Below are 20658 nucleotides of genomic sequence, written 5' to 3'. Positions count from 1 at the left end.
TCAGGAAAGCGTTTTATGCAAAAGTTCGACGAGATGTACACCGCCTTGCCTTACCAGTTCTTCTCCAAGGGCGAGCAGGTCAGGGACCACTACAAGATTTACGACGCTTGGCTGGCGCGCCAGCCCGGCGACATGATGGCCAAGCGGCGCGAAGAGGCCGAGATGATTTTCCGCCGCGTAGGCATCACCTTTGCCGTTTATGGTGAGAAGGACGAATCTGGCGCTGGCACTGAGCGGCTGATTCCCTTTGACCTGATTCCCCGCATCATCCCGGCGCACGAATGGTCCAGCATGGAAAAAGGCCTGGTGCAACGCGTCACGGCGCTGAACCGCTTCATTCATGACGTGTACCACGAGCAGGAGATCATCAAGGCAGGCATCGTGCCGCGCGAGCAAATTGAGAACAACGCGCAGTTCCGCCCCGAGATGGTGGGTGTGGATGTGCCGCACCAAATCTACTCGCACATCTCGGGCATTGACATCGTGCGCGCACCCGACGCCAAGGGCAATGGCGAGTACTACGTGCTGGAAGACAATCTGCGCGTGCCCAGCGGTGTCAGCTACATGCTGGAAGACCGCAAGATGATGATGCGGCTGTTCCCCGAGCTGTTCAACGCCCACCGCGTGGCCCCCATTGCACATTACCCAGACTTATTGCTGGAGACGCTGCGCGCCAGCAGCCCGGCAACGACAGCTGAGCCGACCGTGGTGGTGCTGACACCCGGCATGTACAACAGCGCGTATTTTGAACATGCGTTCCTGGCGCAGCAGATGGGCATTGAGTTGGTCGAAGGGCAGGACCTGTTCGTCAAGGACAACTTTGTGTACATGCGCACCACGCGCGGCCCGCGTCGGGTGGACGTGATCTACCGCCGCGTCGACGATGACTTTTTGGACCCTACGGCGTTCCGGCCCACATCCACGCTTGGCTGCGCGGGTTTGCTGGATGCCTACCGGGCCGGCCATGTGACGATCTGCAATGCGGTGGGCACCGGTGTGGCAGACGACAAGTCCATCTACCCCTATGTGCCCAAGATGATCGAGTTTTACCTGGGCGAAAAGCCTATTTTGAACAACGTGCCCACGTATATGTGCCGCAACAAGGACGACTTGGCCTACACGCTGGCGAACCTGAAAGACCTGGTGGTCAAAGAAGTGCATGGCGCTGGCGGTTACGGCATGCTGGTGGGGCCAGCATCCACGACGGCAGAAATCGAAGACTTCCGCAAGGCCATCCTCGCCAACCCCAGCGGTTATATCGCGCAGCCCACGCTCAGCCTGTCGAGCTGCCCCACGTTTGTGGAGAGCGGAATCGCACCGCGCCACATCGACCTGCGCCCGTATGTGCTCAGCGGCAAGACGGTGCAGATGGTGCCCGGAGGTTTGACACGGGTAGCGTTAAAAGACGGTTCGCTGGTCGTGAATTCTTCTCAAGGCGGCGGCACCAAGGACACCTGGATTCTGGAAGATGACGCCATCGCCACGGCTACGCAGTCCCAAACGCAAACGCAAACGCAAACATAAACGCAATCCTGAAGCTGAGGAGACCACCACCATGCTGTCACGCACCGCCGACCATCTTTTTTGGATGTCCCGTTACACCGAGCGGGCCGAGAACACTGCACGCATGTTGGACGTCAACTACCAGGCGTCGCTGCTGCCCCATTCCGATGCCGTGGCGCAGGTGGGCTGGCAAGGGCTGCTGAGCATCAGTGAATTGCTGCCAACCTACACTGACCGGTATGGTGCCATCGAAGCGCGCGACGTCATGGATTTCATGGTCAAGGACGAGAGCAACCCGTCCTCCATCATTTCCTGCCTGGGCGCAGCCCGCGAGAACGCCCGCGCCGTGCGGGGCACACTAACCACCGAAGTGTGGGAGACACAGAACACGACGTGGCTGGACGTCAAGCGCATGCTCAAATCAGGTGAGTTCGAAGCAGACCCGGCGAAGTTCTTTGAGTGGGTCAAGTTTCGCTCGCATCTGTCACGCGGCGTCACCGTGGGCACGATGTTGATCGACGAGGCCCTGCACTTCATGCGCCTGGGCACATTTTTAGAGCGGGCCGACAACACGGCGCGCCTGGTTGACGTGAAGTTTCACGCGCTGCAGAGCGACTTCTATGGCACGGCCAACGAGAAGGACCAGGAGTATGACTTCTACCACTGGAGCGCCATCTTGCGCAGCGTCTCCGGCTTTGAGGTGTACCGCAAGGTCTACCGTGACGTCATCAAGCCAGAACGGGTGGGTGAACTGCTGATACTGCGCCCGGATATGCCGCGCTCGCTGCACGCCAGCCTGAATGAAGTGGTGGCCAACCTGGCGCTGGTGGCCAGCGATGCGTCCAGCGAAACGCTGCGCCGCGCCGGCAAGTTGCGCTCGGAGTTGCAATACGGCCGCATCGACGAGATTTTGGCCACCGGCCTGCATGCTTATTTGACCCAATTCCTGGATCGAGTAAACGACCTGGGTGCGCATATCAGTCGCGAGTTTTTGGTGCCGGTCAGTACCTGAATCCCACGTTACGCGGTGATCGAGGTACGGTTTGGAGCAAACCCAGCAATAATGGTGTTTTGCTTTTTCATGGACCGGACCAGGTATGCAGAGCAAGGCAGTGACCGTCAGCACCCCGTCGGATACGGACCGTGAATTGGACCGAGCGCTGGCCTCTGGCCCGCTGCGCGATATTGTCATTCCCCCGTGTCCCGAGTTGCTGATCGCGCTGCGCCGCGAGATGGACAAAGAAGACCCTGACCCCCAAACTGTTGCCGACATCGCGGCGCGCGATGTAGCCATGTCGGCATCGCTCATACGCACCGCCAATAGTCCGTACTACGCGCGTTCGCGGGCCGTGACTTCCGTGGGTGAGGCGCTGGGCCTGTTGGGTTTGCGCATGACCGAGAAGCTGCTGACAGTATTTTTAACCCGCAACTCCATCCGCTTTACCTCGCCCCTGTTGGAGCATTTTTGGGATACGTCTACGCGCCGTGCGCTGGCCATGGCCCATATAGCCCGGCAGCTTTACGGCGTTAACCCAGATCTCGCTTACACCTGCGGCCTGTTTTGCCATGTGGGCATCCCCATCCTGATGCAAGGCGTAAAGGGTTATGCGGGCACGTTAACCGAGGCACTGGCCCGCCAGGACCGCAGCTTTACCGAAACCGAAAACGCAGCCCATAAAACCGACCATGCTGTTGTGGGCGCGCTGGTGGCCCGTACATGGCGGCTCCCTAAATCGATTTATGAAGCGGTTCGGCTGCACCATGACTTTTCTGTTTTGACAGAAAAGTTAGTGCCAATGGATATCCGCATGTTGGTAGCCATGGGACTCGTGGCTGAGCACATGGTCACGCTGCACGAGGGTGTTGACGAGCAACGCGAGTGGGCAGTCTATGGGCCGGCGTGCCGATCGTTACTCGCCATTGGCGATGCGGAGGTAGACCATTGGTTAGATAGCCTACACCCTGCTTTCGATGCGGTTACGCTGGGTTAAACGCGGGTCGCGTTCTGGCGCATTTTCGCCAAAGTTACCGCCAACGCTGCCCCCCCCAAAATCTTGAGCAAACCGGCGTGCTGCGCGTAAAAGCTGCTGACCTCATCCACCACGCCGGGCTGGGTTTTCTCGGCGTGGGTAGCAATGTCGTTGACTTGCTGCGGCGACAGATTTGAGGTCTGCTCTGGAGTGATTTGCGTGTGGCCTGGGCCCAGCAGTTTCCCCAACACGCTTCCGGCGATACCTGAAAAGGCTGCCGGGCCTATGCTGCTCAAGATTCGGTTCATTACTCCAGCCCTCTGGTCGGGATTAGAGTTTTGAAACAGTTGGCCCACCATTTCTCCAAACGGAGGTGTTTGGTCGGAGCGCATAGCTTCAGCCAAGCCAGAGCCCAGTTCCTCGTGCGAAGCAGAGTTCGCAACCGTATCAAAATGCTGCTCAGGGCGCTCCCCCGCCAATGCGTTTTGCAAAATATCCATTAGTGCCATGCTCGTTAATCCTCTGTAGCTACGCGCGCTTGCGCGTCACGAGACCAAAAATAATCAAAACGACCACCGCGCCGATGACGGACGCAATAAACCCTGCCCCGTCGCCCGCGGTGTACCAGCCAGCGGCTTGACCTAAGTAGGTGGCTGCCAGTGACCCGGCAATACCAAGCACCGCCGTCAGGATGAAACCCATCGGTTGGTTACCTGGGGTCACGGCGCGGGCCACCAGCCCTGCGATAAAGCCGATCAAAATTGTCCAAACGATTGCCATGGTATTTCCTTAAAAACGATTTAATCTTTCAAATCCGCCGGCACCTTACCGCCGTTGGCAGCGACCTTGTTCATCACTTGCCGATGCAGCCAGATATTCATTTCTGCCGACCCGTCCAGTGCACCCGTGTAATGCAACTCCTGGGCAAGTGACTTGCGCGCAGCAAGCGAACTGTCGATTCCCAGTAATTTCATCAAATCAACGATGGAAGTCTTCCAATTCAGTTTTTCTGGTGCTTTGGCGGCCATCCCGTCGAGAACTTGCTCAACATCCACCTCTTGCATGGCTACGGGCGCTGCTGGCGTAGCTACCGTTCCGGTACCCACACCCGCCGATGCCGGATCCGATGCGCTGGGTGAAGTGTTTGCAGGATGGCTTGACGGAAATATTTTGTGAAAGATGTTGCTAAGAATGCCCATGTGTATCCCGTTGAGTTAAAAATTGTTTGTGCGGTGTACGCCAAAAAGCCGTTTTAGGCTGCGAGCGCTTGCGGTTGGTAGCGGCGGTAGGCAGATTTCGACGGTGCGTAGCACTCGCAGGTTCTTTGTTCCAAGCGTGCACGGTCCAGTACGTCGATATGGCCACGGCTATAACGGATCACGCCAGCGTCCTGCAGTTTTTTGGCCGCAACGGTCACGCCCTCACGGCGCACGCCCAGCAGGTTGGCTGCCAGTTCGTGCGTCATGTCGAGTTCGTTGGATGCCAAGCGATCCAGGGCTGAGAGCAAGCGGCGAGAAAACTGCTGGTCTATCGAGTGGTAGCGGTTGCATACCGCGGTCTGTGCCATTTGGCTCATCAATGCCTGGGCGTAGCGCATCACGACCTTCATGACGCCGCAAGACGACTGGACTTCGCCCTTGACGAATCGCGCACTGATACGAAAAGCACGGCCGGCGCTCTGCACCACTGCGTCGGTAGCGGCTGTATCTGCACCCAGCAGGTAGGACACGCCTACGACGCCGTCATTGCCGACCAGGGCCACTTCCGCAGAAGAGCCTTCTTGGGTAAACGACATGAACGAAACGATGGCTGTCGTCGGGAAGTAAACGTATTCTGGGGCCCTTCCGGCGGAATACAGTTGTTGCCCACGTGACAACTCAACCAGCTCCAACCGGCTTTGCCAACGGTCCAGATCTTCAGACGGTAAAGCTGCCAGCAGATGGTTTTGTTGTGCGCCGAATGCGTATGTGTGTGTGGTTCCCATTTTGTTCTTCCTGAAGTGTTTCGGATGGGTGTATGTTCTCCAACGTACGGACTTTGCGGTATCGGCAAAGGCCGCGAATCGATGTGGGACCAGTCCTACAACATGGTGGCCGGCAAGGTTTACAGTCGGCCTATGTCATTACCAACACGTAAGGGGTAGCCTGTGACGATACGCAACCGTTTGATGCTGGGTTTTGGGGTGATGCTGGCGCTGCTGGCGCTGGTAGCCGCAGTGGGGCAAGTGCAGTTGGCACAAATACAGCACTTCAATTCCGCGCTAGACGCTCGGGCTTTCCGTCTGGCGATGGCCTCGGAATGGGCCGTGCAGGTAAAGGTGGCGGTAGCCAAAAAAGCCGCCGTACCCGGCCTGGACATTGATCAGGTCAAGAAGCTCAATGCGCTGACGCAGGCTGAGGAAGAGAAAAAGGCGCTGGCGGCCGCTATGGCGTCGCATACCGCGTCGCCTGAAGACCATATGCAGGCGGTCGATCAACTGGCCGGCAAATTGGTGGGTTTGCAGATCGCCGACAGCGGCCAGTTGCAGGCCGCGTTGACACGCGCCGTCACGCTGAATTGGAGCGTGTTGGTGCTGGGCATTGTGCTGGGTATTGGGATTGCGTTGCGTATCTCCAATGGCATCGTTCGGCCGTTGGATGAGGCCGCGCACGTGGCCCAGAGCATCGCCGGGGGTGACCTGTCCAACCGTATCCACACCGGTGGCACGGACGAGGTGGGTGTGATGATGGCATCGCTGGCGACTATGCAGACCAGCCTGGCCAAACTCGTGTCCAATGTGCGGCAGGGTTCCGAAGGCGTCGCTACGGCGTCGTCAGAAATTGCGCAGGGCAATAACGACCTCTCCACCCGCACCGAGCAGCAGGCCAGTGCGCTGCAAGAAACTGCAGCCAGCATGGAAGAGCTGGGTACCACGGTTCAGCAAAACGCGGACTCGGCCCGCCAAGCCAACCAGCTCGCGCAGAGCGCCTCGACGGTGGCCATACAAGGCGGCAATGTAGTCGGGCAGGTCGTAGAGACGATGAAGGATATCAATGACTCGTCGCGCAAAATTGCCGACATCATCAGTGTCATTGATGGCATCGCATTCCAGACCAATATTCTGGCATTGAACGCTGCGGTGGAAGCCGCAAGGGCTGGAGAGCAGGGGCGGGGCTTTGCCGTCGTGGCGTCGGAGGTGCGCTCCCTGGCCGGTCGTTCGGCTGAAGCGGCCAAGGAGATCAAGAGCCTGATTGGCGCCAGCGTTGAGCGTGTGGAAAAGGGCACTGCGCTGGTCGACCAGGCCGGCGAGACGATGACCGAAGTGGTCAGCTCCATACGCTGCGTGACCGATATCATGGGCGAGATCAGCGCCGCCAGCAACGAGCAGGCGTCGGGGGTGGCCCGGGTGGGTGAGGCGGTGCGCCACATGGATAACGCGACCCAGCAAAACGCCGCGCTGGTGGAGCAAATGGCCGCCGCGGCCGGCAGCCTGAAGGGCCAGGCGCAGGATCTGGTCCAGCTGGTGGCAGTGTTCAAGTTGTCGGCCGAGCAAGACCGCGGTTCGGCGCCACCGCCTTCCTACCGCGCCCCTGAGCCAACAGCCGTGCGCACGGCAGTGCGGTCGCCGGTTTTGCGTGCGGCATCACCGGTCAAACAATTGACCCGTAGATGAAGTTCTCCGTACCTCTAGGCAAGGCGGCGCTGCACATAGTGGCGCACCCGCTGGAGTTTGCGCTTCAGGTGTTGCGGGGCTTCAATGCCAACCAGGGCATGATGCTGGCCGGCGCCATTGCCTACTACGCGTTGCTGTCCATGGTGCCGCTGCTGATACTGTCCGTCATCGCGCTGTCGCAATGGCTGGATCAGTCCGAGCTGTTGATGGCGCTGGGCCGCTACCTGGAGTGGCTGGTGCCTAGCCAGTCCAAAGCGGTGATCGGCGATATCCATGTGTTTCTGGATAACCGCACGGCCATTGGCGTCTTCCTGTCGCTGACCATGCTGTTCTTCAGTTCGCTGGCTTTCGGCATTCTGGAGAAGGCCATGGGGCAAATTTTTGCGCACCGGAAGCTGGTGTTTACGCGCCACAAGCTGGTGTCTGCCGTGTTGCCCTACGTTTTTGTGCTGGCACTGGGTCTGGCTCTGCTGGTGCTGACGGTAGCCACTATTGGCTTGCAGACGCTGGCACAGGAGAGCATCTGGTTTTTGGGACGAGAGTGGGCGCTGGTTGGCGTCTCTGGCGTGTTCTTTTACATCTTGGGTTTTGTAGGAGAGACGCTGCTCGTGGCGTCGATTTACTGGACGCTGCCGGTGGGTCGCATGCCCGTACACCATGCGCTGCTGGGGGGGCTTGCCGCCAGTTCGTTGTGGGAGATCATCCGCCATTTACTGGTGTGGTACTTCACGACGCTGTCCAAAACCAGCGTGGTCTACGGCTCGTTGACGACGGCAGTGGTGGCACTGTTCTGCATGGAAATTGCCGCTGCACTGCTGTTGCTGGGCGCGCAGGTGATTGCCGAATACGAACGGCTGGAGCAATAAACCCCGCGCTCTGCTGCAGCGCGTTACAGCTGGATGATGACGGCGTCCAGTTGCAATGCCTTGATCTTCTCTGCAGCGGCGTCGGCTTGTGCCTGCGTCGCAAACGGGCCCACCCGCACCCGAATCTGCAGGGTTTTGGCCTTGAGTTCTTTCTTCACCGACGGCAGGCCTGCTTCCAGCAACTTTGCATGGGCCTTGGCAGCGTTTTCGGGTACACCGAATAAGCCCACATTGATGTAGAAGGACTTGGCAGGCAGGTCGGCGGCGGGCGCTGGCGTGGGGGTGGGCTTGGATGCGGTCTCGCGGGTCACCGCAGCCTTCTGCTTTGTGTTGGCCTTGGCTGGAACGGGGGCTGCAGCGCTGCCGGTTGACTTGGATGCTGCCGCAGATGGTACTGATGGCGGTAGTTGTGGTGCTGGTTGCGCTGAGGCTGGTGCCGGTGTAGCGGAGGCAGCAAGCAGTGGTTCGCTAGCGGCTGCGCTGCGCACCATGGCCGGTGCAGATGCCGCGGACGGCGATAGGGCGGACGCAGCAGTGGCAATTGGGTTCCCAGCGGCGGCAGGTTCCGATACGGGCGCGCTTGCAGGTGTTGATGGGCGAACCCCTTCGGCCGCGTCGGTACGGCCCACAGTGATGTTCCCAGTATCCAATGCACCGTGCGGCATCACGGCGACATTGCCCAGCCCGGAGAACTGTTGGTAAGCCACGGCCACCAGCAGAACCATGACTGCATTGGCTACGGCCAGGCTTATCAGGCGTTTGCGGCTGCTGGCCTGGTGCAACAGCTGGTCGCGCGCATCGGCCACATTGCTATGGCCGACAAGGGCCTGCGACATGGCCTTGCGGCATTCGGTGTGGAACAGCGCATTGCCGAACAAGCCCGGCAGCACAAAGGCCGCGAGGCCGAAGCCCAGGCCCAGGGCCATCATCAGCGTGTCGGAAAACTGGAACACCAGGTGGCCTAAACCAAACACCAGCAGGGCGACTGCGGCGACGATGCCCACATAGGCCAGCGCCGCGACCCACAGCTTGCGAAACACCAGCCAGTTCAGCGTCAGCAGGCTGGCAGCGCTGTTCCAACTGACGCCTGCATGGTCAGCGGCTTCAAAGCGGGTGAAGATGGGCAGGTAGTACTGGCTGTTGACCGGACCGATAGCCGCGCTGTACAGCGTGGTGGTGACGTCTTCTTCCTGGGCTGGGGTGGCGGTGGAGAGCGCGGGTTCGATCATGGTTTATTTTGACATGGCAGCGGAAATTTCCTGGCCCAGTTCAATCACCGCCAGCGCATAGTAGCTGCTCCAGTTGTAGCGGGTGATGGCGTAGAAGTTTTCGGTGCCCACGATGTACAGCGGCGGCGCGTCTCCATTTTGCAGCTCGACCAGCGCCAGCGGACCCACGTGCTGCAGCGCCTTGGCGTCCAGTTCGGCCCCCATCGCTGCCATCGTGGCTGCATTGAATGTGGGCAGTATGTCGGGTGCCAGCAGCGCGGCCTTGTCCATGCCTTCGGCCTGTAGCCGTACCGGGTAGTGGGTAGGCATGCCAGGGCGCCATTGGAAGGCCTTGAAGTAATTGGCGACCGAGCCGATGACGTCGGCATTGTTGTGGAACAGGTCGACGCGGCCATCGCCATCAAAATCTACCGCGTATTTAGCCCAGCTGGACGGCATGAATTGCGGCAGACCCATGGCCCCGGCATAGCTGCCGCGCAGGGCCAGCGGGTCGGTACCGGTGCGGTGGGTCAGCGCCAGAAAGGCTTCGAGCTCGGACAGGAAAAACGCTGCACGCTCCTTGGCGCGCGGGTGTTGGGCAGGGAAGTCAAAGGCCAGCGTGGTCAGCGCGTCCATGACGCGGTAGGTGCCGACCTGCTGGCCGTAGATGGTTTCCACGCCGATGATGCCGACGATGATGGCGGCCGGCACGCCGGTTTGTTGCTCGGCCCGCTCCAGGGTTTCGCGGTTGTCACGCCAGAACTTCACGCCGGCATTGATGCGCACGGAGTCGATGAATCGGCTGCGGTACACGGTCCAGTTCTTGGGCGTGCCTACTGGCGGGGGCGCAATGGCGCGTGCGATACCGGGCATGTAGTGCGATTGGCCGATCGCCTGTCGCACCCACTGCGGCTCCAGGCCCAGGCGCTCGGCGATGCCGTCGGCGGCCTGCATCGCGTCGGGGCGGGTGGCGTAGAACGGGCCGGTCGATTCGGCCTTGCGCGGTGCAGTGGCCTTGCCGCGCTTGGTGCGTTTACTGCTGCCCGCGTGTCCATGGCTGGGCGGAGCCTTGACCGTCGGGGCGCTATCTTGCTGGGAGGGGCTTAAGGCTTTTGTGTCGCTAGCCCTTGCGCAGAGGGCGTAAGCAGCTACGAAAACGATAGCGAGAAGCTGGAGGAGACGTGTCACGGTTGGGCTTGGATTCACAGTATGCGTTGTGGCCAGGGCAGGGAGCGGAACTCGCGTTGCAGTGTAGCCAGTTGTTGTGCTTGGGTCTGTCGAGCAGGGTTCGCATACCGCCAGGTTTCCATGCGCAGCAGCCAGTGGGCGATGGCGGCCAGGTCGGGCCGATCTGTGGACCCCAGCGTTTGCAGCAGTGCAGCCATCTGGCGTGGTGGGGCAGTGTCGGGCAGCTGCAACCCCGCCTTGCGCAGGCGTAGCGCGGCGCCATGCAACAGCCGCAGCCACGGGTCCTGGCGGTGGCGCTCCCATAGCGTCCAGGCCGAGCCGACCACGCTGGCGGACACTACCAGGGTGATCAGTACATAGGTCAGGTCTTCCCAGCTGGGGGATTCGAAGCCCAGGTTGCGCAGCACGTCCAGCTGCTTGGCCTGCGAATAGTTCAGCACCCACTGGTTCCAGCTGTTGTTGGCAGCCTCCCACAGCGAACGCAGGTTCAGCGCAAATTGCGGATTGACGCTGAGCAGCGCCTGCGTGATGACGCCGCGCGGCGCCTCCAGCCGGGTCAGCGTGCCGGTGCGCCCCGGAGACACAGCCGACGTTGGGTCCACCCGCACCCATCCCTGCTCGGGCATCCAGACCTCGGACCAGGCGTGGGCATCGCTTTGGCGGATGGTCCAGTAGCCGTCCACGCCGTTGAGGTCCCCACCCTGGTAGCCGGTGACCACGCGGGCCGGTATGTTCATCGCCCGCATCAACAGCACGAAGCTGGACGCAATGTGTTCGCAGAAGCCCATTTTTCGGTCAAACCAGAACTCGTCCGCTGTGTGCGTGCCAAAGACGCCTGGTTCCAACGTGTAGGTATAGCCCCCGGTACGTAGCTTTTGCATGACGGCCTGCACCAGTGCCGGAGTACCAGCACCCGCGTTGCGCGGATCACTGCGGATGTCGGCCGCCAATTGCAGGGTGCGCGGGTTGAAGCTGGGTGGCAGGTACAAATAATCTTGCATGCCCGGCACCATGCGCGCAGGGCCGTGGCGAAAGCTGGTGTAGCTCTTGGCCTCGTAGCGCACCAGGTCCGTAATCGGGTGATCGGCCACCCATTGCAACTCGTTGTTCATTGTTACGCGGTAGCCCGGCAGGTTCGGCTTGGCCTGGGTGGCATCCAGCACCAACACCCACGGGCGGTTGTTGGGTGACAGCGTGACTTGGTACGACAGCGGCGTGCCCGCAACCTGCAAATCTGCTGCCAACTGGTTGCGCGGTGTGAAGGCAGAGCGCAGCTCCTGCCACTCCCTACCGTCAAAGGACGACAGCACCGGCCCGCGGAAGTACATGTCGGACATGGCGGGTGCCTTGCCATCAAAGCGCACGCGAAAGGCGATGCTGTCGTCCAGTGCCAGGCTGGCAATCGTGCCGACCCGCATGCTGCTGGACAGCCCGCTACGCCCAGCCATTGCATCGCCCGGCACGCCCCACAGTGGCGCGATGCGGGGGAACAGCACGAACAGCGCCACCATGACCGGCGCACCCAGCAGCGCCATCCAAGCCGCCGTCTTGGCCGCTTGCAACAGCGGCGGTTTGCCCACCGGCATATGGCTGTTGACCAGCGCCGTCAGCAGGCCCAGCAGGCCAACCAGCATGGACATCGCGGTGAGCAGGCTTTGCGAGAAAAAGAAGTTGGAGAGCAGCGTAAAGAAGCCCAGGAAGAAGATAACGAAGGTGTCGCGCTGGCCGCGCATTTCCAGCGTCTTCAGGCTGAGCAGCACAACGACATAGGTGACGCCGGCATCGCGGCCCAACAAGGTGCGGTGCGTAAAGTAGGTAGCGCCGCTGGCCAACAACAACAAACCCAGCAGCCACCAGCGCGAGGGCAGTGCAAAGCCGCGCACGGCCAAGTAGCCCCGCCATAGCAGCAGGCTTGCTGCCATGCCGCTGCACCACAGCGGCAGGTTGCCGACCTGGGGCGCTATCACCCAGGCGATGACGGCCAGCAGGAACAGCGTGTCGCGCGCTTCCCGGGGGAGGTTTTTGATGGCTTGCAGCATGGGGCAGTCTGTCGTGTGGGCTGCTTACGTTTCGGACGGGCTGGTGTGCGTCAACGCCAGGGCCTGCAGGCAGTTGCGGCGGTGGGCCTCGCCGCTGCCGGGTGCAATTTCCTGCGCGCCCAGGCGCAGCCCAAAGTGCAGGCCCTGCTTGTCGGCCAGCAGCACCCAGGCGCACAGGCGGGACAGGGCTTGCTCCAGCGGGGCGCCACCGGCCGTTGCACCCGCAATGCCCGTGTGGGCCAGGTCCAGCCACAGCTCAAAACGCTGAACCTGCTGTGCATCGCGGCTGACCAGCTCGTCGGTTTTGGCGGCCTTCTTCCACACCACCAGCTTCAGCGGATCACCGCGGCGGTAGGCGCGCACGCCGTCGAATTCGCCGGTGCTCTGGCGCTGCACGGTGGCCTGGCCGCCAGTACGTGCCTCGCCGGGCGGCAGCGGAGGTGGGTGTAGCTCGGGGGCCGGGTAGACCAGCACCTGGGCGGCCGGGCGCCACACCGTCCACACGCGGAACGTGCCCAAGGGGAAACGCGTCTCTGCCGTCAGCGGCGGCACACGGAGCAGGCCGCGGTGTGGCGCCTGGAACGCCACCTGCACCGTGGACCGGCCCTGTGCCGGCACGTCGGTCCAGCTCCAGTGCTGGGTACCCAACACGGCCAGGCCGATGCCGTAGCGCACAGATCGTTTGTCGCTCAGCAGGTTGACGTTGACTATGACGCTAGCCCCTGCGAAATGGTCCTCTGGCGCTAGCAAATTCATAGTAATGCCACGCAGGGTGCTGTGGCAGACATGCATGCCGATAACGGCGCTACCGGTCAGCAAAAAAGTCAGCACATAGCCCAGGTTCAGCTGGTAGTTGATGGACGCCACCAGCAGCACCAGCAGCGTGGCCCCCAGCATGAAACCCGGACCCGTTGGCAAGATGTAGACGTTGCGCTGTGTCAGCGCGGTACTGTCGCGCAGCGGCAGGCGGGCCTGCCACCACTGGCGAAACCGTCGCTGTACAAGTGTGACCGGGTTCCATACGCGGGCACCCGTGGAGCTGGCTTCGCCAGGCCACTGGGTGCGCCCCCCTGGGGGGGAGGCGCCGGAGGCGGAAAGTGTCGCCCCCACGCTTGCCACTGCGTGTGCTGCGCTGCCCCCCGAGGGGGCCCTCGCGCCTTGGGGCGGCCCGGCGGCGCTCATCTGTCGTCTCTGCTCATGGCAACGGCACCGTGGCCACCATCGCGCGCACCTGTTCTACGGCGCCGCGCCCCGCATCGCCAACCGGTATCAGCCGGTGGGCAATGGTTTGTGGCAGCACGGCTTGCACATCGTCGGGTGCCACGTAGTCTCGACCGCTTAGCAGCGCCTGCGCCTTGGCGGCGCGTACCACGGCGATGCCGGCGCGCGGGCTCAAGCCCTGCAGGAACCACTTGCCGGAGCGGGTGGCGGCGATCAGGTCCTGCACATAGTCCAGCAACGGGCCGGCGGTGTGCACGGCCAGCACCTGTTGCTGCAGTTGCTGGAGTTCGGACTGCGACAGCACCGCGGGCAGCTTGTCGACGATGTCGCGGCGGTCATGGCCGGCCAGCAGCTCCCGTTCGGCCACCCGGTCTGGGTAGCCTAGCGATATGCGCATCAAAAAGCGGTCCATCTGCGACTCGGGCAGGGCATAGGTGCCCAGCTGGTCTAGCGGGTTTTGTGTGGCAATCACGAAGAAGGGTAGGGGCAGTGGTCGGGTTTCTCCCTCGATCGTGACCTGCTTTTCTTCCATGGCCTCCAGTAAGGCGCTTTGCGTTTTGGGGCTGGCGCGGTTTATTTCGTCGGCCAGCAGCACCTGCGCGAAGATGGGACCGGGGTGGAACACAAAGGCCTCTTTGCCGCGCTCGTAGATAGAGACGCCGGACAGGTCGCTGGGCATCAGGTCCGACGTAAATTGCACGCGAGAGAATTGCAGTCCAAAGCTGCGGGCCAGCGCGTGCGCCAGCGTGGTCTTGCCGACTCCGGGCACGTCGTCAATCAGCAAGTGGCCGCCGGCCAGCAGGCAGGCCACGCAATCCTGAATCTGCGACGGCTTGCCCACGATCACCGTGTTAAGCTGGTTGAGCAAAGATTTGAGTGTGTGTTGTGCGTCCATGCTGGGACCTTACCCGAAATTTTGAGATACGAGTGCTTTGGTGAACAAGACAGGCTACTTTTTCCATCCCGATTGCTGGAAGCATGAGATGGGTGCAGGGCACCCCGAATGCCCTGACCGGCTGTCCGCCATCGAGGACCGTTTGTTGATCAGCGGCGTGGGTGATGCACTGGACCGGCGCGAAGCCCCGCAGGCGGCGATCACTGACATCGAACTGGCCCATGGCCGTATGCATGTGGCCGCGCTGCGCGGCCTGACCGACGGCCTGCGCGACGAGATTGCGGCGGGCGGCCCCGCGTACGTTCAGATCGATCCCGATACCGCGTTGAATGTCCACACCTGGGACGCCAGCCTGCGGGCGGCCGGTGCCGCTCTGGCAGCGACCGACGCGGTACTGGCTGGGGAGATTGAGAATGCTTTTTGCGCCGTTCGCCCCCCCGGCCACCATGCCTGTCACGACACCGCCATGGGATTTTGCTTTCTGAACAATGTTGCGATTGCGGCGCGTTATGCGTTAGAGCGCCACGGTCTCAAACGCGTTGCCATCGTGGACTTTGACGTACACCATGGCAATGGCACCGAGGACATCGTGGCCGGCGACCAGCGGGTGTTAATGCTCAGCTTTTTTCAGCATCCGTTTTACCCTCCGGGCGGTGCCCGGTCAAACGCCAGCAACCTGGTCAATCTGCCGGTGCCTGCGTACACCAAAGGGCCGCAGGTGCGTGAGTTGGTCGAGACCTTCTGGCTGCCGCGACTGGATGCCTACAAACCGGAAATGGTTTTCATCAGCGCCGGCTTCGACGCCCATCGTCTGGATGACATGGGTCAGATGGGTTTGGTCGAGGCGGACTACGTGTGGATGACCCAGCGCATCAAAGAAGTGGCGCTGCGCCATGCCAAGGGCCGTATCGTGTCTTGCCTGGAAGGCGGCTACAACCTGGATGCTTTGGCGCAGAGCGTCGAAGCGCATATTCGTGTACTGGCAGATTTGTAATGGCAAGCATTCCCAAAGTTTCAACACCGCAGCCCATAGACGATCTGGGGGGCTGGTTGGCAGCTTTCACGCAGACCACCGTGTTGGTTGAGCTTGCCGCGTTGGCGCTATGCGTGGCTCTGTCGTGGGGGCTGGTCATGCTGCTGCGCCGCACGCTGGGTGCCTACGACGGCAAGTCCATTTTGTTCGGCGCGCGTGCCGTGGATGGCGTGCTGTTTCCCCTGGTGTTGCTATGCCTCAGTGGTATCGCGCTGGCCGTGCTCGGCAATTTCGTGCGGGTGGCCGTGTTCAAGGTGGCGATACCGGTGCTGGTGTCGTTGGTCGTCATCCGCGTGGGGGTCAAGGTGTTGCGTGTGGCGTTTGAGGAGGCGCGGTGGGCCCGCTCGCTGGAGCACACCATCTCGTGGCTGGCCTGGCTGGCCATGGTGTTGTGGGTCAGCGGCCTGTTGCCAGTCGTGCTGAACGAACTGGACCAGATCACGTGGAAGGTTGGTGGTACCGAGCTGTCGGTGCGTAACATCATCGAAGGCCTGCTGACGGCCGGTGCCGTATTGATACTGACGCTGTGGATATCGGCAGCCATCGAAACCCGCCTGCTGCGCTCGGCCACTGGCAGCGAACTCTCGCTGCGCAAGGCGGTCAGCAACGCGACCCGTGCGATGCTGATGTTTGTCGGGCTGATGCTGGCGCTGTCTGCGGTGGGCATCGACCTGACGGCGCTGTCGGTGCTGGGCGGGGCAGTCGGCGTAGGTATCGGCTTTGGTCTGCAAAAGCTGGCGGCCAACTACATCAGTGGGTTTGTGATTCTGGCTGAACGCAGCATGCGCATTGGCGACAGTGTGCGTGTAGACAACTTCGAAGGGACGATCACGCAGATCAACGCCCGCTACACGCTGGTGCGCTCGTCGAGCGGGCGCGAATCCATCGTGCCCAATGAGATGCTGATCACCAGTCGCGTCGAAAACCTGTCGCTGGCTGACGCCCATCTGTACCAGACCACCGTGGTGTCCGTCGCGTATGAGAGTGACGTCAACCAAGTGACAGCGCTGCTCTTGGAGGCCGCAATGGTCCAGGAACGGGTACTGCGTGACCCTGAGCCATCCGTCTTCCTGTCGGCGTTTGGTGCGGATGGTCTGGAATTGACCGTGGGCTACTGGGTGCGCGATCCGCAAAACGGCACGATGAACCTGCGTTCAGACATCAACCGTGCCATCCTCGCCGCGCTGCGGACCAATGGCATCGAGATTCCTTACCCACAGCGCGTGGTGCACCAGCGCTGATCCATGCGTGACAGTCGGGGTCGCTGCGGCGTTTTGTAGAGTTATAATTCTAAAAAAGCACGACCGTTCTATTTTCTGGGTTATGCTGTGATCGTCTTCTGGGCGACGCCCGAAAAAGCGCAGCGGCATAGAATCGAGCGGTTGACGTGTACGTCAAGTCAAGCAAACCAATTTGTAACCATCTGGAGCGGCAGCATGAAAGTCCTGGTAAGCGTTAAACGCGTGGTCGATTACAACGTCAAGGTGCGGGTCAAGTCCGATGGCACGGGCGTAGACATTACCAACGTCAAAATGAGCATGAACCCCTTCGACGAAATCGCCATCGAAGAGGCCGTTCGCCTGAAAGAAAAGGGCATCGTCACCGAAATCATCGCAGTCTCTTGCGGTGTGACCCAGTGCCAGGAAACCCTGCGCACCGCCATGGCCATTGGTGCCGACCGTGGCATCCTGGTGGAAACCGCGGTAGAGCTGCAGCCCCTGGCCGTGGCCAAGCTGCTCAAGGCTTTGGTCGAAAAAGAACAACCCGGTCTGATCATCCTGGGCAAGCAAGCCATTGATGACGACTGCAACCAGACCGGACAGATGCTGGCCGCTATGGCTGATTTGCCCCAAGGCACATTCGCCAGCAAGGTTGAAGTGGTGGATGGCAAGGTCAATGTGACCCGTGAAGTCGATGGCGGCTCCGAAACTGTGTCGCTGACCATGCCCGCCGTCGTCACCACCGACCTGCGCCTCAATGAGCCACGTTATGTAACGCTGCCCAACATCATGAAGGCCAAGAAGAAACAACTGGACGTGTTCACGCCCGAAGCACTGGGTGTTGACGTGACGCCCCGCATCAAGACGCTGAAAGTGGTCGAGCCACCCAAGCGCAGCGCTGGTATCAAGGTGCCTGACGTGGCCACACTCGTTGCCAAGCTCAAGACTGAAGCCAAAGTTATCTAAGGAACACGAAAATGACTTCTCTCGTAATCGCTGAACACGACAACGCATCCATCAAGGGTGCAACCCTGAACACCGTTACCGCCGCACTGAAATGCGGTGGCGACGTGCACGTGCTGGTAGCCGGCAACAATGCCGGCGCCGCCGCTGCGGCTGCCGCGCAAATCGCCGGTGTGGCCAAGGTGTTGCACGCCGAAGGTGATGGCTTTACGCACGGTCTGGCCGAAAACGTGGCAGCCCAGGTGCTGGCCGTTGCTGGCAACTACAGCCACATCCTGTTTGCCGCCACTGCTTCGGGCAAGAACATTGCCCCCCGCGTGGCCGCCAAGCTGGACGTTGGCCAAATCTCCGACATCACCAAGGTTGACAGCCCCGACACCTTTGAGCGCCCCATCTACGCCGGTAACGCCATCGCTACCGTGCAAAGCGCGGAAGCGACCAAGGTGCTGACCGTGCGTACCACCGGTTTCGATCCGGCCGCTGCTACCGGCGGTAGCGCCGCGGTAGAAGTGCTGACGGCTGTTGGCGCCAGCGCACAGGCTACATTCGTGGGTTCAGAAATCGCCAAGAACGACCGCCCCGAATTGACCGCTGCCAAGATCATCGTCTCAGGCGGCCGTGCCCTGGGTTCCAGCGAAAAGTTCATGGACGTCATGACGCCGCTGGCCGACAAGCTGGGCGCCGCACTGGGCGCATCGCGCGCGGCGGTGGACGCAGGTTATGCGCCCAACGACTGGCAAGTGGGCCAGACCGGCAAGATCGTTGCGCCCCAGCTGTATATTGCAGCCGGCATCAGCGGCGCCATCCAGCATTTGGCCGGTATGAAGGACAGCAAGGTCATCGTCGCCATCAACAAAGACCCCGAAGCGCCTATATTCAGCGTGGCCGACTATGGCCTGGAAGCAGACCTCTTTGTCGCCGTGCCGGAGCTGACCGCAGCGCTGTAAGGCGCGACCCGAACAGGGCATCCCACGGGATGCCCTTTTTTTGCTTTCTTGTTTGATTTTGTAATCCCCGGAGTACCCCATGAGCTACGTCGCGCCCGTCAAAGACATGTTGTTCAATATCCAGCATCTGGCCAAGATTGACCAGATCGCCCAGATGCCAGGCTTTGAAGACGCCGGCTTTGACACCGCGCAGGCCGTGCTGGAAGAGTCGGCCAAGTTCAATGAAGGCGTGATGGCCCCGCTGAACCGCGCCGGTGACCTGAACCCATCGAGTTGGAAAGACGGTGTTGTCACCGCGACGCCAGGTTTCAAGGAAGCCTTCAAACAATTCACCGAGGGCGGCTGGCAAGGTCTGCAGCACCCGGTGGACTTCGGCGGCCAGGGCCTGCCCAAGACCATTGGATCCGTCTGCGGTGAGATGCAGAACTCGGCCAATATGAGTTTTGCGCTGTGCCCGCTGCTCAGCGACGGCGCGATCGAGGCCCTGCTGACCGCAGGCTCAGATGACTTGAAAGCCACCTACCTGGAAAAGCTGGTCAGCGGCCAGTGGACCGGCACGATGAACCTGACCGAACCCCAGGCCGGCAGCGACCTGGCGGCAGTGCGCACCCGCGCCGAGCCATTGCCCGATGGCAGCTACAAGATTTTTGGCACCAAGATTTTCATCACCTGGGGTGAGCACGACATGGCCGAGAACATCGTCCATCTGGTGCTGGCCCGTGTGACCGGCGCGCCCGAAGGCGTCAAGGGCATCAGCCTGTTTGTGGTGCCCAAATTCATGGTCGGCGCAGACGGTTCGCTGGGTGCGCGTAACGACGTGCACTGCGTCAGCATCGAACACAAGCTGGGCATCAAGGCCAGCCCGACTGCCGTGCTGCAATTTGGCGACCACGGTGGCGCTGTTGGCTACCTGGTCGGCGAAGAAAACCGTGGCCTGGAGTACATGTTCATCATGATGAACGCCGCCCGCTACGGCGTGGGCGTGCAGGGCATTGCGATTGCCGAGCTGGCGTACCAGACGGCGGTGCGTTTCTCGCGCGAACGCGTGCAAAGCCGCCCAGTCGATGGTTCCGTCAAGGCCGGTGCGCCCATCATCCACCACCCGGACGTGCGCCGCATGCTGATGACGATGCGCGCGTACGTGGAAGGCTGCCGCGCCATGGCCAGCGTGGCCGCATCCGCTTACGACGCTGCCCACCACCACCCCGACGCAGCAGTGCGAAAAGACAACCAGACCTTCTACGAATTCATGGTGCCCTTGGTCAAGGGCTATAGCACCGAGATGAGTTTGGAGGTCACTTCGCTGGCGGTGCAAGTGCATGGCGGCATGGGTTTCATCGAAGAAACCGGTGTGGCGCAGTTTTACCGCGACGCGAAGATTCTGACGATCTACGAAGGTACAACCGCCATCCAGGCCAATGACTTGGTGGGCCGCAAGACCTCACGCGACGGTGGTCAGACCGGCAAAGCTTTGGCGGCGCAGATCGAGGCGACAGAAGCCGAATTGCTGAAGAGCGGAACCGCAGACGCCGTAGCGATGGCGAAACGCCTCAAGGCCGCACGCGAAGCCTTTGTAGATGTCGTGAATTTCGTCGCTGGCAATACCAAGGCCAGCCCCAACGCCGTGTTTGCGGGCAGCGTGCCCTACCTGATGCTGGCCGGCAATGTGATGGCCGGTTGGCAAATGGCGCGTTCGCTGTTGGTTGCGCAAGAGCAGATTGCGGCCGGTAACGATGTAGCCTTCATGCAGGCCAAGATCACTACCGCACGTTTCTATGCCGACCACCTGCTGGTCAAGGCTGGGGGGCTGCGTGACAGCATTGTCGAGGGCGCGGACTGCGTGACCGCACTGCCGCTGGAAGCGTTTTAGAGTGCTATTGAATAGATAGCGGCTTACGCGCATTCCACGAGGGCTAGCGGCCCATTTGCCCCCCAACAAATCCTGGAGACTAC

Annotated in this window: 19 protein-coding genes; 10 read left to right on the top strand and 9 right to left on the bottom strand. The window is 61.3% G+C overall.

Features of this window, described 5'->3' with window-relative positions; translation table 11 throughout:
• Positions 1-15 precede the first annotated feature (15 nt).
• The 3 genes from AC097P_RS19475 to AC097P_RS19465 all read left to right on the top strand — a co-directional run bounded on the left by AC097P_RS19475 (position 16) and on the right by AC097P_RS19465 (position 3494).
• On the top strand, positions 16-1524 hold the full coding sequence (locus AC097P_RS19475; protein WP_479612082.1) for a circularly permuted type 2 ATP-grasp protein: 1509 nt from the start codon (positions 16-18) through the stop codon (positions 1522-1524).
• Positions 1525-1555: 31 nt separating this feature from the next.
• Positions 1556-2515 carry an alpha-E domain-containing protein gene (locus AC097P_RS19470; protein ID WP_479612081.1) on the top strand — a complete coding sequence of 320 codons (960 nt, stop codon included), beginning with the start codon at positions 1556-1558 and terminating at the stop codon, positions 2513-2515.
• Positions 2516-2600: 85 nt separating this feature from the next.
• On the top strand, positions 2601-3494 hold the full coding sequence (locus AC097P_RS19465; protein ID WP_479612080.1) for an HDOD domain-containing protein: 894 nt from the start codon (positions 2601-2603) through the stop codon (positions 3492-3494).
• Here AC097P_RS19465 and AC097P_RS19460 read toward each other — a convergent pair.
• From AC097P_RS19460 to AC097P_RS19445, 4 genes are read right to left on the bottom strand one after another with little or no spacing between them, the layout of a single operon-like run.
• The gene (locus AC097P_RS19460; RefSeq protein ID WP_479612079.1) at positions 3491-3982 is read right to left on the bottom strand and encodes a hypothetical protein; all 492 of its coding nucleotides are present in this window, start codon (positions 3980-3982) and stop codon (positions 3491-3493) included. The two genes, AC097P_RS19465 and AC097P_RS19460, sit on opposite strands and share 4 nt — an antisense overlap.
• A 19-nt stretch (positions 3983-4001) precedes the next feature.
• On the bottom strand, positions 4002-4253 hold the full coding sequence (locus tag AC097P_RS19455) for a GlsB/YeaQ/YmgE family stress response membrane protein (protein WP_479612078.1): 252 nt from the start codon (positions 4251-4253) through the stop codon (positions 4002-4004).
• A gap of 20 nt (positions 4254-4273) precedes the next feature.
• A complete protein-coding gene (locus AC097P_RS19450) occupies positions 4274-4672 on the bottom strand; it encodes a DUF3597 domain-containing protein (protein ID WP_479612077.1) in 399 nt (132 codons plus the stop codon).
• Positions 4673-4725: 53 nt separating this feature from the next.
• The gene (locus AC097P_RS19445) at positions 4726-5457 is read right to left on the bottom strand and encodes a Crp/Fnr family transcriptional regulator (protein WP_479612076.1); all 732 of its coding nucleotides are present in this window, start codon (positions 5455-5457) and stop codon (positions 4726-4728) included.
• A 162-nt stretch (positions 5458-5619) separates the two neighbouring features.
• On the opposite strand from AC097P_RS19445, the gene AC097P_RS19440 reads away from it, so the two are divergent.
• Both AC097P_RS19440 and AC097P_RS19435 read left to right on the top strand, forming a co-directional pair.
• Positions 5620-7125, top strand: coding sequence for a methyl-accepting chemotaxis protein (locus AC097P_RS19440; protein WP_479612075.1), 1506 nt, complete (start codon positions 5620-5622; stop codon positions 7123-7125).
• Positions 7122-7991 (top strand): YihY/virulence factor BrkB family protein, encoded by an 870-nt coding sequence (locus AC097P_RS19435; RefSeq protein ID WP_479612074.1) that lies wholly within the window; start codon positions 7122-7124, stop codon positions 7989-7991. Before AC097P_RS19440 ends, AC097P_RS19435 begins: the two co-directional genes overlap by 4 nt.
• A 23-nt stretch (positions 7992-8014) precedes the next feature.
• On the opposite strand, the gene AC097P_RS19430 is transcribed toward AC097P_RS19435, so the two are convergent.
• From AC097P_RS19430 to AC097P_RS19410, 5 genes are all read right to left on the bottom strand, one after another.
• Complete coding sequence (locus AC097P_RS19430) at positions 8015-9220, bottom strand: SPOR domain-containing protein (protein WP_479612073.1); 1206 nt, start codon at positions 9218-9220, stop codon at positions 8015-8017.
• A gap of 3 nt (positions 9221-9223) precedes the next feature.
• Positions 9224-10387, bottom strand: coding sequence for a lytic murein transglycosylase B (gene mltB / locus AC097P_RS19425; protein ID WP_479612072.1), 1164 nt, complete (start codon positions 10385-10387; stop codon positions 9224-9226).
• Positions 10388-10401: 14 nt separating this feature from the next.
• Positions 10402-12426, bottom strand: a complete 2025-nt coding sequence (locus AC097P_RS19420; RefSeq protein WP_479612071.1) for a transglutaminase TgpA family protein — start codon at positions 12424-12426, stop codon at positions 10402-10404.
• 24 nt (positions 12427-12450) lie between these two features.
• Positions 12451-13536, bottom strand: coding sequence for a DUF58 domain-containing protein (locus AC097P_RS19415; RefSeq protein WP_479612070.1), 1086 nt, complete (start codon positions 13534-13536; stop codon positions 12451-12453).
• A gap of 85 nt (positions 13537-13621) precedes the next feature.
• A complete protein-coding gene (locus AC097P_RS19410) occupies positions 13622-14542 on the bottom strand; it encodes an AAA family ATPase (protein WP_479612069.1) in 921 nt (306 codons plus the stop codon).
• A gap of 40 nt (positions 14543-14582) precedes the next feature.
• Between AC097P_RS19410 and AC097P_RS19405 the strand changes: the two genes are divergently transcribed.
• The 5 genes from AC097P_RS19405 to AC097P_RS19385 all read left to right on the top strand — a co-directional run bounded on the left by AC097P_RS19405 (position 14583) and on the right by AC097P_RS19385 (position 20575).
• Positions 14583-15536: a histone deacetylase family protein gene (locus AC097P_RS19405; RefSeq protein WP_479612068.1), complete on the top strand. Its 954-nt coding sequence runs from the start codon at positions 14583-14585 to the stop codon at positions 15534-15536.
• Positions 15536-16816, top strand: a complete 1281-nt coding sequence (locus tag AC097P_RS19400; protein ID WP_479612067.1) for a mechanosensitive ion channel family protein — start codon at positions 15536-15538, stop codon at positions 16814-16816. The genes AC097P_RS19405 and AC097P_RS19400 overlap by 1 nt, the downstream gene beginning before the upstream one ends.
• Positions 16817-17011: 195 nt before the next feature.
• Positions 17012-17761, top strand: a complete 750-nt coding sequence (locus AC097P_RS19395; protein ID WP_479612066.1) for an electron transfer flavoprotein subunit beta/FixA family protein — start codon at positions 17012-17014, stop codon at positions 17759-17761.
• A gap of 11 nt (positions 17762-17772) precedes the next feature.
• On the top strand, positions 17773-18705 hold the full coding sequence (locus AC097P_RS19390) for an electron transfer flavoprotein subunit alpha/FixB family protein (RefSeq protein WP_479612065.1): 933 nt from the start codon (positions 17773-17775) through the stop codon (positions 18703-18705).
• Between the two features lie 79 nt (positions 18706-18784).
• Entirely contained in the window at positions 18785-20575 is a 1791-nt protein-coding gene (locus tag AC097P_RS19385) for an acyl-CoA dehydrogenase (RefSeq protein ID WP_479612064.1), read from the top strand.
• Positions 20576-20658 lie beyond the last annotated feature (83 nt).

It is taken from the genome of Rhodoferax sp. ZS1R8 (assembly GCF_056521325.1).
The sequence above is the reverse complement of the archived record's forward strand: the minus strand, read 5'-3'. Positions and strand labels throughout refer to the sequence as shown.

Bases quoted from the DNA above. Each gene is read 5' to 3' on its own strand.
- AC097P_RS19435 (WP_479612074.1), top strand. From the start codon at position 7,122: ATGAAGTTCTCCGTACCTCTAGGCAAGGCGGCGCTGCACATAGTGGCG.
- AC097P_RS19470 (WP_479612081.1), top strand. From the start codon at position 1,556: ATGCTGTCACGCACCGCCGACCATCTTTTTTGGATGTCCCGTTACACC.
- AC097P_RS19390 (WP_479612065.1), top strand. From the start codon at position 17,773: ATGACTTCTCTCGTAATCGCTGAACACGACAACGCATCCATCAAGGGT.
- AC097P_RS19455 (WP_479612078.1), bottom strand. From the start codon at position 4,253: ATGGCAATCGTTTGGACAATTTTGATCGGCTTTATCGCAGGGCTGGTG.
- AC097P_RS19395 (WP_479612066.1), top strand. From the start codon at position 17,012: ATGAAAGTCCTGGTAAGCGTTAAACGCGTGGTCGATTACAACGTCAAG.
- AC097P_RS19410 (WP_479612069.1), bottom strand. From the start codon at position 14,542: ATGGACGCACAACACACACTCAAATCTTTGCTCAACCAGCTTAACACG.
- AC097P_RS19420 (WP_479612071.1), bottom strand. From the start codon at position 12,426: ATGCTGCAAGCCATCAAAAACCTCCCCCGGGAAGCGCGCGACACGCTG.
- AC097P_RS19465 (WP_479612080.1), top strand. From the start codon at position 2,601: ATGCAGAGCAAGGCAGTGACCGTCAGCACCCCGTCGGATACGGACCGT.
- AC097P_RS19430 (WP_479612073.1), bottom strand. From the start codon at position 9,220: ATGATCGAACCCGCGCTCTCCACCGCCACCCCAGCCCAGGAAGAAGAC.
- AC097P_RS19445 (WP_479612076.1), bottom strand. From the start codon at position 5,457: ATGGGAACCACACACACATACGCATTCGGCGCACAACAAAACCATCTG.
- AC097P_RS19450 (WP_479612077.1), bottom strand. From the start codon at position 4,672: ATGGGCATTCTTAGCAACATCTTTCACAAAATATTTCCGTCAAGCCAT.
- AC097P_RS19385 (WP_479612064.1), top strand. From the start codon at position 18,785: ATGAGCTACGTCGCGCCCGTCAAAGACATGTTGTTCAATATCCAGCAT.
- AC097P_RS19400 (WP_479612067.1), top strand. From the start codon at position 15,536: ATGGCAAGCATTCCCAAAGTTTCAACACCGCAGCCCATAGACGATCTG.
- AC097P_RS19460 (WP_479612079.1), bottom strand. From the start codon at position 3,982: ATGGCACTAATGGATATTTTGCAAAACGCATTGGCGGGGGAGCGCCCT.
- AC097P_RS19475 (WP_479612082.1), top strand. From the start codon at position 16: ATGCAAAAGTTCGACGAGATGTACACCGCCTTGCCTTACCAGTTCTTC.